The 15704-nt window shown below is 55.8% G+C and carries 7 protein-coding genes; all 7 read left to right on the top strand.

The features are described 5' to 3' along the window. The first annotated feature begins 91 nt into the window (after positions 1-91). The 7 genes from NB063_RS14835 to NB063_RS14865 all read left to right on the top strand — a co-directional run bounded on the left by NB063_RS14835 (position 92) and on the right by NB063_RS14865 (position 15175). Positions 92-6700 carry a WD40 domain-containing protein gene (locus NB063_RS14835; RefSeq protein ID WP_250929519.1) on the top strand — a complete coding sequence of 2203 codons (6609 nt, stop codon included), beginning with the start codon at positions 92-94 and terminating at the stop codon, positions 6698-6700. A 30-nt stretch (positions 6701-6730) separates the two neighbouring features. After that, positions 6731-8053, top strand: coding sequence for a hypothetical protein (locus tag NB063_RS14840; RefSeq protein ID WP_250929520.1), 1323 nt, complete (start codon positions 6731-6733; stop codon positions 8051-8053). A 128-nt stretch (positions 8054-8181) separates the two neighbouring features. After that, positions 8182-8625 carry a hypothetical protein gene (locus NB063_RS14845; RefSeq protein WP_250929521.1) on the top strand — a complete coding sequence of 148 codons (444 nt, stop codon included), beginning with the start codon at positions 8182-8184 and terminating at the stop codon, positions 8623-8625. A gap of 111 nt (positions 8626-8736) precedes the next feature. Then, positions 8737-9792 (top strand): HEAT repeat domain-containing protein, encoded by a 1056-nt coding sequence (locus NB063_RS14850; RefSeq protein ID WP_250929522.1) that lies wholly within the window; start codon positions 8737-8739, stop codon positions 9790-9792. A gap of 84 nt (positions 9793-9876) precedes the next feature. Continuing rightward, positions 9877-10266, top strand: coding sequence for a hypothetical protein (locus tag NB063_RS14855; RefSeq protein WP_250929523.1), 390 nt, complete (start codon positions 9877-9879; stop codon positions 10264-10266). A 326-nt stretch (positions 10267-10592) separates the two neighbouring features. Further along, on the top strand, positions 10593-10985 hold the full coding sequence (locus NB063_RS14860; RefSeq protein ID WP_250929524.1) for a hypothetical protein: 393 nt from the start codon (positions 10593-10595) through the stop codon (positions 10983-10985). Between the two features lie 194 nt (positions 10986-11179). Continuing rightward, a complete protein-coding gene (locus tag NB063_RS14865; RefSeq protein ID WP_250929525.1) occupies positions 11180-15175 on the top strand; it encodes a protein kinase domain-containing protein in 3996 nt (1331 codons plus the stop codon). Positions 15176-15704 lie beyond the last annotated feature (529 nt).

Below are 15704 nucleotides of genomic sequence, written 5' to 3' on the forward strand. Positions count from 1 at the left end.
TTCGCGCATTGCATCGCGTCGCGACCGGCTCTCTGATCTAAGAGGATAATTTAATGCAGATCTCACCTGTGCCGCGAATGCGGAAGTGATCATGAACGAAAGCTCCGGTAATTCCGAGTTCGATGCAGTTCTCGCCGACTATTTACAACGGGTCGAAGCGGGAGAGTCGATTGACCGCAGAAGTTTTCTCACTCGACATCCCCAATTTGCGAAGGAATTGGAGCAATTTATTGAAGAAGATTTTCGCTGGAAGCGGCTGGCGGGGGCACACTCTGCCGATGAATCCGGTTTTGAACCGACGATCGATTCTCAATCCCCGGTCGAACAACCGACGCCCATTCAAACGCAGATCGGGTACTTCGGCGATTATCAACTGATCGAAGAGATTGCTCGCGGTGGAATGGGCGTCGTCTACAAGGCGCGGCAAGTTAATTTGAACCGGGTCGTGGCGTTGAAAATGATTCTGGCTGGGCAACTCGCTTCCAAGCAAGATGTACTGCGGTTTTACCAAGAAGCCGAGGCAGCGGCGAACTTGAATCATCCTGGTATTGTGCCGATCTTTGAAGTGGGCCAACACGAGGGTCAGCACTTTTTTTCAATGGGATTCGTTGATGGCCACAGTTTGGCAAAACGCGTTGGGGAGGGCCCATTGCAGCCGCGTGACGCTGCCGAACTTCTACTCAAGGTGGCCGAGGCCGTCGAGTTCGCGCACCGTCGGGGCGTCGTACACCGCGACTTGAAGCCGGCGAACATCTTGCTCGATGCCAACGATGAACCGTTGGTCACTGACTTTGGCTTGGCTAAAAAGACGGAAGCAGATTCCGAGCTGACATCTACGGGGCAGATTCTTGGTACGCCGGGTTATATGCCGCCCGAACAAGCAGCCGGAGCGACCGAGAAGATTGGCCCGCTGGCCGATGTCTATTCGCTCGGCGCGATTTTGTACTGCGTGCTCACTGGTCGACCGCCGTTTCAAGCTGCGAATGTGCTCGACACATTGATGCAGGTACTCGAACAAGAACCCGTCGCGCCGCGGCAGCTCAATCCACAAGTGCCTCGCGATCTGGAAACCATTTGCCTGAAATGTTTGCAAAAGGACCAGCAGAGACGCTACGAATCGGCTCAGGCACTGGCCGACGATCTTGGTCGCTGGCTTGAAAACAAGCCGATTCTGGCTCGGCCGGTGGGCCGCGCCGAGCGAACAGTGAAACTAGTGCGTCGACATCCCGTGGTCGCGGGACTTTCCTTGGCCGTTGTACTGGCGCTGGTCAGCGGCATCGTCGTCAGTTCCATCTTTGCCATACGCGCCAAGCAGTCGGCAGATTTGGAACGGATCGCACGCGGCGATGCAGAAGCGAAGCGACAGCTTGCCGAGTCCAATGAGCAGCTTGCCGTTCGTGAAGGTCAGAGGGCCGAGCGAAATGCCGTGGCCGAGCGACAGGCTCGACAAGTTGCTCAGCGGAACCTCTATCTCGCCGACATGCGTCTGGCTCAGGAAGCTTGGCAAACGGGCTACTTGCTGCGGCTGCGCGAACTGCTGGATCGACACGTACCGCAACCCGGTCAAGCTGACTTGCGCGGTTGGGAGTGGTGGCTGATGAACACCGCTTGGCAACGTTTGTCGCTGGTGCTCGATGGCGGACGTTGGTGCGCGGCCGTGGCCTGGAGTCCCGACGATCGATTCCTGGCTACCGGCAACGTCAGCCCCTCTTACGGTGCACACGTACAAATTTGGGACGCCGCCACGGGCCAACGCGTCCACGAACTGGCGACGGGAACAGTCGGCGTCTTTGGAATCGCTTGGAGTCCCGACGGCGAGCGACTGGCAACAGCGGTTAGCGACGGGTCTGTCATTCTTTGGCAAGCGTCCGATGGCGTCGAACTGCGTCGCTGGCAAGCTCATCGCGGACCAAGCAGTGTACGCAATTGGTTTCCGTGCATGTCTGTCGACTGGCATCCCGAAGGCGGTCAGATTGCCTCCGCGGGTCGCGACGGGATGGTAAGGATATGGAATCCAGAGACGGGTGCGCAAATCCACGAGTTCACAGGCCACAGCAGCGATGTTAATTGCATTGCTTGGAGTCCCGATGGTCGTCAATTGGCATCGGGCGGACGTGACCATTCGGTGCGAATTTGGGATTTGTCCGTGCTGGATGAGCCCAACCGCGGGAAGTCATCGACCGCGACGGCAGTCCCCGTTCAGGGTCATGAGGACCGCGTTTGGTGTGTGGCGTGGAGTCCCGATAGCCAGCGGTTGGCATCGGCAAGTGACGATGGCAGTGTTGGAGTCTGGAACGCCAAAACGGGACAGAGGGAGTTGAACTTGCGGCAAGAACGCGACACACGCGGGTTATGGGCGTGGAAGGGTAGCACGGAAATTCCGCTCGTCGGACTGGGCCACGACAGCTTCGTCAACGCAGTTGCCTGGAGTCCCGATGGCGAGCGCATCATTTCGGGCGGCGAAGACCAGACCGTGCGAGTGTGGGATTCCACCTCGGGCCGCGAGTTGGAAACGTTGCGACCGCATCGCGGCGGAGTGGAGACGCTGGCGTTCAATCACGATGGAACCCGTTTGGCGTCCGGCGGCAAGGAAGGTTCCATTGCTGTCTTTGACATGCAGCGTGATTCTGCGGCCTTCATTTTGAGTGAATCCGTCGGCGAAGTAACGCGGGTTTGCTGGAGCCCGGACGGCAGCCAGTTGTTAACAGGCCACCACGACCGCTGGATAGAGCCGCATTTCGTTGCGCTGCTATGGAGGGGCGATCAGCCAGGGATAGTCAAGCGTTTCCCGCCGTTGTCACTGCCCCCAATTCCCTTGGGGTGGAGCCGCTTGGGCAATCAACTATTGTGGCCAGAAAGCGCCAGCAAGCTGACGTTCACTGATCCTGAATCCGGCACGAAGGTCGGCGGCTTTGAAGCGACGAACAAGAAAACGATCGTCGCTGTTAGCAACGATCCGTCGGGATCCAAACTGGCGATCGCCGCAGACGATGAAATCTATGTGATGGATGCCGCCAGCGGTGAAGTGTTGACGCAGTTTCGACCCCATAGCGCCGCGATTCGAGATTTGAATTGGAGTCCTGACGGCCACTGGATCGCGGCCGGATCGTCGGACAGCAACATCACGATCTCCGATAGTGTTAGTGGCCAATTGCGTTGGCGGCTGAGCGGTCATTCCGATGGCGTTGGATCTGTCACATGGAGCGTCGATGGACAGCGGTTGGCGTCCGGCGGCGACGATCGTACGATTCGAATCTGGGACGTTCAAACGGGCGAACAATTGCGCAGCCTGCGCGGGCACTCTCAAATGGTGAGTAACGTCAGGTGGCATCCCGACGGAAACCGCCTGGCTTCCGCAGACTTCGACGGAACAATAAAGCTCTGGGACACCGATCTATGGCGCGAGGTTCTTAGTCTTCGTGCCCACGTGGGTGGCGTCAACTCATTGCAGTGGAGCCCCGATGGGCGAAGATTGGCCAGCGGCAGCAGCGATCACACCGTCACCGTCTGGCAGGCCGCCGGAATCGACGCTGCGAAGAGTGAGCGCCGCGACCACCCCATGTTGCAACTCGCATGGCACGTGCTAGGGCTGGGAGGATCACTCGACTTGGGCGACGAGGTCGTCAGCAATTTGGCATCCTTGCCGCAAGGCGAGTTCGCGATTTTCGGCATCTCGTTCCCGCCTGGCACGGCATTGACATCGCGGGACGTTGCTAATCTTAAGGCTGCTTCGGAGTTGACGTCGCTCGATCTGCGGCATACCGCGGTAAACGACCAAGCCGTCGAACCACTCACCGCTTTCACTCGTCTGCGAGATATCGACCTCACCGAAACGCTAGTGTCGCAAACCGCAGTCAACAAGCTTCGCGCGGCGCTGCCTGAAGCAGAGATTCGTTGGGAAGAGTTCCTGGCCGATCGATTGGCTGCCGAGAAAATTTTGGCTCTCGGTGCATCCATCACCATGCGCATGGCGGACGATACCGTCACAGTCTCAGCGGCGTCTCAGCTTCCCGAGCATCCTTTTCGCGTTGTGGGCATCCAGTGGAAGAACCAATCTAATGTGCAGGATGAAGATCTGGCCGCGCTGGCCGATTTGACCGAAGTGGAGACACTTGACTTATTCGGTTTGAACATCACGGATGAAGGGCTTAAGCATTTGCAACATCTGAGCAAGCTGAAATCGCTGGACATCAGTCGGACGCAGGTCACTGGCAGCGGACTCGCGTATCTGCAGTCGCTGTCCGAATTGAACAGGTTGGTCTGCGAGTACAGGTTGCCGTTTACTGATGAAGGACTGTCGTATCTGCCGCCGCTTCCCAGCTTGAAAAAGTGGCGAGGCAACCTGCAAACTCCCGTGACCGACAATGCGTTGGTTTATTTCCAGCGTTGGCAATCGTTGGAAATAATGTACATCTGGCGTTCTGATCTGACAGGAGCGGGCTTGGAGCATCTGAGCAAGTTGCCCTACTTGAACGATCTGGTGATTCGATCCGATAACTTGCAGAACGAGCAACTCAAACATTTGAAGGATTTCCCTGCGCTGAGAGCGCTGAACATCCCGGCCTTCGGAGGGCTGGATCGAGTGGGAGTCCAGCACATCGCCGACATGCCGGGCCTCGAACGCTTGGAACTCAAAGGATGTTCGCTGGACGACGATGGCCTGTTGATCCTGTCGCAATCGAAATTCCTTGCCGAACTGAACGTGGAGGGGACGTCTGTCTCCGTCGCTGGGATAACAGCCTTCAAGGAACGCAAGCCGAATTGCAAAGTCGCCTGGGACGAGTCGCAGGCGATACAGCGAGCAGCGAACGAAGCTCGTCTCAAGGTAACTCGAGAATTACTTGAAAAAGAACCTCTGCATCCACACGAGGTGCGTCGTTTCTGGGGTCATACCGGGTCGATCAAGTGCATCGCCGTTTCGCCGGACGGGAAAACCGCCGCGTCAGTTGGCGGTTGGCCGCAGGGTGATGGCACGTTACGGCTGTGGAACTTGCAAACCGGCGAGCTACTGCACACCCTTTCGGCTGCAAGAATGTACGCGATGGCGGTGGCGTTCACTCCGAATGGTCAGCGAGTAATCTCCGGCGGCGAACAACAAGTCCGTGTATGGGATGTGGAAACTGGCGAGCTACTGCGCGAGTTCCAGACGAATGGCAAGACATCAGGCATTGCCGCACTAGCGGACAGCCAACGTATCGTCATCGGCGATGTTGCGGGCGTGTCGCAGTGGAATATCGATACCGGAGAGTTGCTGCGCACGTATGGAGGTATTACGACCGGCGGCCGCCAACTGGATGTATCGCTTTCGGGCGATGGCCGCCGGCTGATTTCCGGCGACGAACGCAACGCGGTTCACGTTTGGGACCTGGAAACGGGAGACCAGCTGCTGCACTTGACCGACTTGAGTGCGGCGGTGGAATCGGCGGCGCTGGACAGCGACGGCAGTCATGCGGCCTTCGCGACGCGTCAAGGCGAACTGGTGATCTATTCGCTGAAAACGCTGACTCGCTCTCTCTCGTTCGCAGGCCATACCGAACGAATCAACTCGGTTCGCTATTCGCCCAATGGCACGCGGCTGGCAACCGCCGGTCACGATGGCTTGATTCGCATCTGGAACGCGGAGACGGGCGAATCGATCGCGACGTTGACCGGACATGCGAATATTGTCTGGTCCGCTGTCTACACGCCCGACGGACAATCCATTTTAGCAGGTGGCGGCGGACTTGTGATCGATGGCAAGATGCAGGCCGGTGAAGACCATGCCTTGCGATTGTGGAAAGTGAGTGACGACGGCCATGCCGCCGCTCCCACACCCGAGTCGCCGAAGCAGTCTCCTGAGGACGAATCCGTGGACGTGAAAGCGACCGCAGAGTCCGTCGAACCGACGCAAGTGTCCGCCGCGCCGCGATCCTTTACCGAGTTGCCTTCCGACCACTTGATTGCCATTTTGCAACACGAACGATATCAAGCCCAAATCGGCTTGACCGGGATCGACCGCGAGTTCGTGAAACCCATCATCGCGCAGTACCTGAAAGACTTGGGCCAACCGGACCGAAAAGTTTCCGCAACGGAACTCGCGGATCGGTTTGCTAAACCAATTCGAGATTCGCTGAATGATGATCAGCAACGCGAATTGGCTCGGCTGGAGCGATCCATCAAGTTCACGTCTCCCACTGTCACGCACTTGAGTGTGAACTGGATACAGCACGAACTTGAACTCACCAACGAGCAACTCCAAAAACTGGCCGACTTGCAATCTGAATCGCTGTTACGGATTTATACCATTCCCAAAGCGGACGGAGACGCGAAAGTCGAAGCGGAGGTCGATCAGGCTTTGGCCCGCGAACGACAATTGTTGACGGACGACCAACAAAGCCGATTCGATCAAATCTACCTGCAGCAGCAAGTCTGGCTTCATGGTCCCGGTTTGTTCGCGTCGGATATTGCTCAAATCCAGCCTTTAGAAATCACAACTGCCCAGCAAGAAGCGCTCGCCACTTTTGTCTCCAAATGGCGGGCCAACCTACCCTCCGCAAAACAGTTAGGCAGCATCGAAGCGTTGATAGACCATCGTCAAGCGGGTGTCGATGATGCGTTACAGTTATTGACGCCACAACAAAGAGAACGGTGGAAAGAATTGCTCGGTGAAACGATCGATTGGCGAAACCAATGGCCCGTGGTGCGAGAAAATGACGAATGACAATCGATGAAGCATAAAAGTGAACGCACAATGAAGAACAAATACTTAAACCTCATCATTGCCACAGTAGCAGGAACAGGAGTGGGGATTTTTATTCTGATGATGATGATTCCCACGCTGCTGGGACTGATGGTCGGCAATAATCTAAACATCGTTCTAGGCATTCGTCGAGTAACGGGATGGGGTCTGGCGATGGGCCTGATGCACTGTATGCCAGCGACGTTTATTGCTGCACGGGTTGCGATCGGGCGCGAGGCGAAGGAGCTATCCGATCGGATACTGCTGACGAAGGGTGTCGCGATAACCATTGGCGTGATCGCGGGCATCGGTACGACAACGATCTTGTGGGTTTTAAAACCGCTGCGCGTTTCGCCGCAAGGGCCACCGGTGCTGCACATTGCCAATTTTGCAGGTATCGCCATGGCCGCGTTCTGCGCAGCAGCAACGGTCGTCTTAATATCGCAACGGCTCAAAGCACAACCCGACAGGCCGGAGCCAACAACGATTGGACGTTCACTCACACTGACGGTTTTGTTGTGGAGCCTTTTGTTGTGGTCACCGATCGCCATGCTAGGGTGTGTCGTTTGGGGTTCGCAACTCTATTGGGATCCCGCAAGTTTTCATACACGCCAGCTTGAATCCGAAGATAGTTATCAGCGTTTTTTGGCAATCTATAAGTTGAGCGAGGAACAAGCTTATTCGCCTGACGTCATTCACGCGGTCGGCCAGAGACTTAGCGATGATGATTTTCAGGTGCAAGGAAAAGCATTGGAGTATATAACTCTCGCCGCACTTCAGGGGCCAGATGAGCTTGCGCAAGTCAAGCAGTTGAAAAATTCCGAAGATCAACAGATCCGCGAAGGGGCAATCGAGGCAATTGAGTTGACGAAATATGACTTTACGGCGGATCGCGAAGCCGCTGAAAAGGCACTTGCAATGCGTGCCAATATCGACGTTTACCGGTTCGGGTCCATGTCTAGGATTGATTGGAATAAAGAATTAGATTCCTCGCTCTTTCAATTGACAGGTGTCTATTTGGAGAATTTGTCCGTGGTCAGCGGTAATGATCTCGCTGGCTTTTCGAATTCGCCGATGTTGTCAGAATTGAAATTGATCGGCACCGAGATCACCGAGGACGGATTGGAACAGCTCACGCACTTTCCTGCCTTAAAGCGACTCTGGATAACAGGGTCGAAATTGAACGACGATGACCTGCAAATCCTGGCGAAAATTCCGGAACTCGCGTATCTGGATGTCAGTAAGACGCAAGTCACGTCCAAGGGCATCAATGCGTTCTTAAACATGAAGTCGAACTGTGAAGTTCATTGGACCATTCCCGTAGCCGCTCCCTGAATCATAGATGAGTAAAACAAATTATGCAGCTTCTCGTTGTTCATCTACCTTGGGTTGTTGCGGCTGCAACAGCCGTGTCCTGTGCGGCGGCACTTACCAGTCGAGACGCCGATTGGATGCGAGCCGCAGTGTTCTTTTCCATCGGCACAGTTTTGATTGTTTTACGGCAAACGTTTCGCGACGATCCCCGCAGTACAGAGCTCGAAATGGAGATGACGACATGCGGAGAAGGAGGCTTGGGCAAGATTGGCAGGATCGTTGAAAAAATCTGGCCGCAACGTGCTTTGCGTGGCCCCATTTCTCGCGTCTTCATCTATGTGACGTGGATTATGGGTGGTGGTGCAGTTGTGCTTTGGTTTGGAGCGGCAGTCAGCGGCGGAGATGCCGAGTGGGTCTTGCCAGCTGTAGGTTTGTCGTTAGGCACTTTCTTGCTTTTCTTGGCGACCGCTTTTCCAGCTCGATTCACATTCCCACAACGCCTCACTGTGGGAGTCGCGGTTGCTGCGTGCCTCATTATTGTCGGCCTCGTGGTCTTCGCTGCGGCGATGGCGGGATTTTCCGTAGCAAGATAGCCGGTCCCAAAAGTGCTTGATTTATTGCTTGGAGCTATATAGATCGCGGCAGTGTGCTGCAGCAAAGTGACTCAATGATTACTGGTCTCTGATCACGTAAGGAAATATTTCATGCGAGTAATGATGATGGGCTTTTTGGCATTGATGGTTTCCGGGTGTGAATCGCCGGCGGAGAAAGCGGAACAGCTTGTCGCTCGGATCGTTGCAACGCCCGCAGATTGGGCACGACCGGGGCATAAGCAAACCGTCATCGAAGCGAAGGATGAACTCATCAAGCTGGGGCCGGCAGCTTTGCCTGCGATAATCGATGGGCTCGGCGACGACAACCGATTCGTTGGCATGTGGTTGCTTGAACCGATTTTGGCCAGCGGTGAATCAGCGGTCCTGCCCCTAGCAGCAGCATTGACAGACGCCGACGTCGATCGCCGACGTTGGGCATTGTTCGCGATCAGCGGGCTCGCTTCAAAGGAAATCGATATTTCCGCCGCTCTACCCGCAATCCAGCGTTGTACCCGTGATGAAGACTCCGAAATTCGGGCGTTATCATTGATGGCGATCAGTAGTACAAAGGAAGATCGAGGTGTGCCTGAATTTATCTCTGCGCTGAAGGATCCTGATGCACATGTTCGAAGTGAAGCGGCCAAATGGCTAGGCATTGTCGCGACCGTACGCGTCCCTGGTGCTCGGTTGCAAGACGATCCGCTGCCGCAGCTTTCCGAGAGTGTAATCGCTGAGATTAGGCCAAAACTGATCGCCGCATTTTCGGATGAATCGGCAATCGTGCGGCGTGAAGTCGTAGGAGCACTCAGCGAGTATGGTCCATCGGTCGAGCCCACACTGCGAGAAGCAATGAAAGATCGCGACGCCGAAGTCCGTGCGGCAGCACTTGAGTCATTGGCCTGCATCCGCTCCGACGGTGCTGTTGCGGAGTTGATTGAGGGGCTTGGTGATCCAGACATACCGGTACGTCTCCGATCCGCAAAGTGGCTCGGGATGCTTGCCGATCCAGACACGTTGTTGCTAAGCCGGCGACGTCCATCGCCACTTCCCACGATCGATCCGCTTGCGTTCGAAGCAGCGATTGATTCTCTCACGACTGCATCGAAGGACGCCCATGCAGGCGTCCGTTCGGCTGCGAGTGACGCCCTGAAGAAGATCGGACGTTGACAAGTAGAGGCTTCCAGCCTGCGTTGCCAAAATCGCAGGTGGGAAACCGACGCGGCATTTTATAACTTATGAATAGAACCCATCATGCAAACAAAATGGCAGAATAACGGCATCACCCGCGGAGTCCTAGCCGTTGTGGGGGCCGCACTTGTCGGCTACTTCTGGTTGAAATTGACGATCCCGTTCATGATGGGAGTATTTGTCAGCAACGACTTGAACACCCCACTGGGGATGAACCACCATTTAGCGTTCGGACTCGCCACGGGCGTAATGATATGTGTCCTTTCTGCATTCGTTGCCGCTTGGGTCGCAACACCGTTTCGTAGTCAGTCACTTGATGGGCCGCCCTTAGCCAGTTTAGCTGTCGCGGTGACAGTCGGCAGCGTCCCTGCTATCAAAGCGAAACGAGTCGATGCGTCGACAGAATTAAATCGAGGTCGGCAAGATGCGCATAACACTAGCAAAGAAACCTAAGCCGTGGTTGCATCGTTAGTTAGGTTCACGATTGCTCATGGAGATTGGGGGATGAAGACCAGTGCTGAAATCAGCGAATGAGATCTTAGGAACTGTAACGCCACCGATAAAGAGTCGCCGAGTCCAACTGCAACCAGTGACAATGAATGCCTCGAAAATAGCTGACGAAGAGCCAACACGGAAAATGAGGTAGGCGTGATAGGCACGTTTACGAGACAGAATTTTTTCCAGATCGTATAGAGAATCCGCGCAGCGGATTCGCATGAGCCGGGCTCGTAGTAAGAACGGAAGCCTTCCATTGAATGCTTTGTCGAGCTGAGTCATAAATGAAATTTCGCATTGCTGACTTGTTGCATCTGACCTTCATGGTCGGCTCGCTATTGGTGATGTGGCGATCTCCTGAAGTTTTTCTGTGGCTGGTTGTGTTAGTGTCATCACTATTTGCAGTGCCGGTAAGCCACGAATGCCTCCGTCTTATTGCGGCAGGAAACATCACAGGGGCGGAGTTGTTGAATGCCTTGCAACCACGAATACGTGTTTGGGTTGTCCTTTGGCTGTTTTACTTCGCGGCACTCGAGGTTTTCCTAGCCTTCGTTTGGGGCGGGCTTTCTGTCATGGTGTCCGCAGTTCTGCTCGGATGGATGTCGTCGCTGGTCACACTCAAGGTACTGCTTGCACCACGTGTTCGTCGCATGTGGGCACTCCTGCCATTGGTCTGAGTTGCAACCTTGGTGACAACGGCAGTCGCGGCTTTCGTCGCGTCTGGCATCGTCTATATTTTCATCGAGGCCGATCTAATCGGAAGCGGCTACATGGGACCAGAAATCGCCATGATGATTGGGACCCCCATCGTCGCAAGCGGCATATTGATCGTTATCTCGACACTTACCTTGTATGTCGTTAGAAAGTCAACATGACAGACGAGCACGAATCGGGAACTTCAAAACTCGACAAGATTCTCGTCGAGTTGCTGCAACGAGTGGAATCCGGCGAATCGGTGGACCCCGACACGTTGTTGCGGCAGCACCCGGAATACGCGGAGGAACTCCGCAAGTTTTTCGCTGGTGATTCGCAAGACGCGTCAACGTTGGACGCGGACGAGTTGCTTGGCTCACGCGAAGGGGCGGCAACGCGTGTCCGCTACTTAGGCGATTACGAGTTGTTGGCTGAAATCGCCCGCGGCGAAACGGGCGTGGTTTACAAGGCACGGCAGGTGAACCTGGATCGCACGGTGGCTTTGAAGATGATCCTTTCCGGCCAATTGGCGAGTGTTGACGACGTACGGCGGTTTCACTATCAGGTCGAGGCAGCTGCCAACCTGCACCATCCCGGCGTCGTGCCGATCTACGAAATTGGTGAGCACGACGGGCAACACTTCTTTTCGATGGCCTTCGTGGACGGCCCCAGTCTCGCACAAGTGTTGGCGGCGGAACCATTGCCGTCCCGCGAATCGGCTCAGTTGGTTCAACACGTTGCCCAAGCAATCGCTTACGCGCACTCCCACGGAGTAATCCATCGCGATTTGAAATCAGCCAATATCCTGTTGGCTCGGTATGAGCAGCGCGATGCCAGCGGCGGCAATCGTGTGATTGAAATCAGCGGCACGGCAGAGCATCCCGAATTCGCGGGACTGTACCAGCCGAAGGTTACCGCCTTTGGATTGACCAAACGCACCGGGGGCGCGACTGAAATGACCAGCGCCGGACGAACTCTAATCACGCCCAGCGACATGCCACGGGAACAGGCATCGGGACAAACAAAGGAGATTGGTGAGACGGCGGATATTTATTCGCTGGGTGCAATTCTTTACGCCGCACTCATCGGCCAGACATCCAGCCCGCTGGACACGCTGATGCCGGTCGTCCAAAACGAACCGCCGCGGCTGCGGCAGCTGAACCCGCGAACTCCGCGAGACCTGGAAGCGATCTGTCTGAAATGCTTGCAAAAGGAACCACACAAGCGGTACAAGTCGGCTCAGGAACTGGCCGACGATCTAGGCCGCTGGCTCGATGGGAATCCGATCACGGCTCGCCGGGTTAACCAAGTCGAGCGCGGCTTGAAGTTGGTTCGGCGTCATCCAATGGTTTCGTCGCTGACTGCGGCGCTGACCATTGCTTTACTGGCTGGTGCGATCATTTTTTCGGTTTCGGAGGTACGAGCGCGTCGTGCGGCAGTCGCCGAGAGGGAGGCACGAACTGACGTGGAAGAGGAACGGCAACGCGGCGAGGCAAGCGAACGCCTCGCCGCCGCCAGCGTACAGAAAGCAAAGGAACAAGAAATACAGGCCATCGCAGAACGCAACATTGCTCGGCGACTTCGGTATGCCATTCATATGAATCAAGCTCAACGGCAATGGGAAGACGGTGCGATCGACTCCACCGCCGAGATGATTGATCTCTATCGGCCGCAAGATGACAAAGGAGAAAGCAGCGAGCCGCTCGACTTGCGCGGCTGGGAGTGGAATCACCTGTGGCAACGCACGCATCCGGAATTGCGGCGTTTTTCGACGCCTGATCGCAGGTTGGCCGACATGGCGATTAGTCCCGACGGAACCCGAGTTGCCGCGACAGCAGGAAGTTACAGGTTGGCAGTATGGGACGCCGCCAGTGGTGAACTGCTGGTTCACGTTCCCGAAAGTGAACGCGGCTTGCGACAATACCGTGGGGTGGAAATCGCATTCAGTCCCGATGGTCAGCACATCGCAACCGGTGGCCATGACGTTCACGCCAGCGCACGCATTTGGGACGCAGCGTCGGGCAAAATGCTTGTTGCAATCCCCGAAACCAAAGGCGATCCGGTTCCAACATCCATCGACTTTTCGCCGGATGGCCAGCGGCTGGCGATTTCCAACGCTGACGGCGCGATTCGAGTTTGGGATCTTGCAGCAAGAAACGTGGTTCTGACAGTGGATGCGCACGGCCACGAAGCCTACAACGTGGCTTTTAGCCCGGACGGCCAACGGTTACTGTCCAGAGGCCTGGAGCGTGAGTACTCGACCAAGGCGGGTGATAATTACCTGATCAAACTGTGGAATGCGGAAACTGGTGAACTGGAGAGAACAATCCGCCACCACGAGGGCGGCCGTATTTTCGAGACGACGCTTAGCCCCAGCGGACGGCTGATTGCCTCCCGCGGGGCAGGCGAAGACGGAAATGGTTCGGAAGCGAAAATCTGGTCCGCCCAAACCGGTGAGTTGCTTCACACGCTTTCCGACGCTCATGGCACGATTCTGTTCACTCCGGACGAGCAGCGATTGATCACCCGCGGCTCTGGGCATTCGCTGAAAACGTGGGACTTGCAAAGTGGCGAACTGATTTCAGAACTTCCGTACAGGCGAGAGCCCGGTTTCGACAAATATCTGTTGGATCCGTGGGGTTGGCAGTTTCTATACGCGGTTGGCAACATTGACTTATACGCTTTGCAAAGCGAGCCGGTCGAAAGGACGATTAACGTATCGGAAAGATTGCGGTTGAAGAGCGTGGTGTTTGCTCCGGAGGTCGGCTTGTTCTCAGCCTCACTCAATGGCGAGGTCGCCCTAGACGACCCGCTGTCAGGGGTGCGGCTGAAACGGATCCAGACGGATCGCCCTATCGGCCAAATCGCCTACAGCCACGACGGCTGGCTCTTTGCAACCTCCCCGCCCATGTTGAACCGCGACAAAATGCAAGAGTCCTTTGAGGGGCCGCAGGGGATCCACATTTGGGATGTCAAAAGCGGCAATCGCGTGCGAACGATTTCGGCGCATCGGCGGATTCCGCATTTTCCGGCCGTTCGACATCTGGTGTTTTTCCCCAACGACTCGCGGTTGTTATCGATTGGCGTTGACAAGCATGTGTATGTATTCGATGCGATCACCGGAAACCAATTGAACGACTTCCGCATTATGGACACGCCAAGCATGTTCATCCGCGCGTCCACTCTCAGCAGCGATGGTCGGCGTCTGGCCGTTGCGAGTTCCGGCCAGATTTCCATTTACGAAATCAAGAGTGGAAAACAACTGCAAAGTTGGAAGACAGGATCCCGACCGCAGCACTTGAAATTCAGTCCCGACGGAACGATTCTCGCGACCTCAGACGCGTTGTGGGAGGCAGGGACCGGCAGCGAATTGGCCAGACTGCGCGGTCACACCTCGCCGGTGTGGGACATCGCCTTTTCCCCCAATGGCCGCCGCCTTGCTACGACCGGGATAGATAAAACGTGTCGATTGTGGGACGTCGAAACAGGCCAACAGGTATTGTCTATGCCTCTACCATTCAGCGGCGTAGGCGCCGATTTCAGTTCCGACGGACACTGGTTAGCCGTCGGGCTTGCCGGGGACGTCGATCGGCCCGAAGTCGGGACGCTGAAAGTGTTCGACGGTCGTGCTTCAACGCCCGAGGTTCAGGTGGATCGCGAAGCGCTCGCCTTGGTTAGATTCTTGATCGATCGGCCGCTGTCAAAGGCAGACGTGCTCAAATTCGTGAAATCGGCAGCAGTTAGCGACGCAGTCAAGAAGAGAGCCGCCGAATTGGCTGACCGACTCCAGACAGAAACGGATCCGCAGCGTTACGCCGATGCGGCGCGGAGAATCGCGCTGAAGCCCCAACTAAACAAGTTTCAATATCAATTTGCTTTGGCACAAGCCGAAACGGCGCATCAATTGAGCAGCGATGAGTCGTCATACCTGCTTGAACTCGGTATGGCGCAGTTCCGCGCTAACCAGTTCTCCAAAGCCCTGGAAACTCTCAACGAAACTCCTCCACCACGTTCACCGATCGCACTCGCGTTTTTGGCAATGGCGAATCATCAACTCGGTAACAGAGAACAAGCGGCACAGTTGCTGGAGGATTTACGTGAAAGTGCGACCGACGATTCACAGACGGCGTTGTTGATCGACGAAGTCGAAACTTCCATTCAAAGAAAACTATAGAGAAAGTGATGAGATGTCCGCAAATAAGCGAGTTCGGCGTCGCGTCGCCGCAAAGCCTGACGTTGCAGCAGGCGAGCGAACTAATTGAGAAGCTGAAAAGCCAGCTAGCTGGTCAGTGAGTTCACCGGCCTTCGGGCCATTCCGCCACGTCCTTACCGGGTACGTGGCTTTTTTTTAGCTCCCGGCGGATTTGCAGAGGAGCAAACCGCCTCATCTCCGACCAGCAGGGCCCCATCACCACGTCAGGCGAATGACTTGCAAGCAGACAACAAAACGGACCACCCGTCCTCGGTTGCATGCGATGGTTCAAGTAAGCCGCTGTTGCGGTGGTTTCTTTTTGGTGGCGGAACGGCGGCGTCGCGGATTGTAGGAAGCCTCCTTTCAAGAGGAGCTGTTCGCTGGGAACAGCTCAGCGACTCCTCCTGAAAAGGAAAACAAGATGACCAAGTCTAGCTCAAACGGCTCGCAAGATGCGCCCGGAATTCAATTCCCTGAAAGTCTTCGCCTGAGACTCTCTGAAGACTTGCAC

Source organism: Aporhodopirellula aestuarii (assembly GCF_023701485.1).
GTDB classification, from domain to species: domain Bacteria; phylum Planctomycetota; class Planctomycetia; order Pirellulales; family Pirellulaceae; genus Rhodopirellula; species Rhodopirellula aestuarii.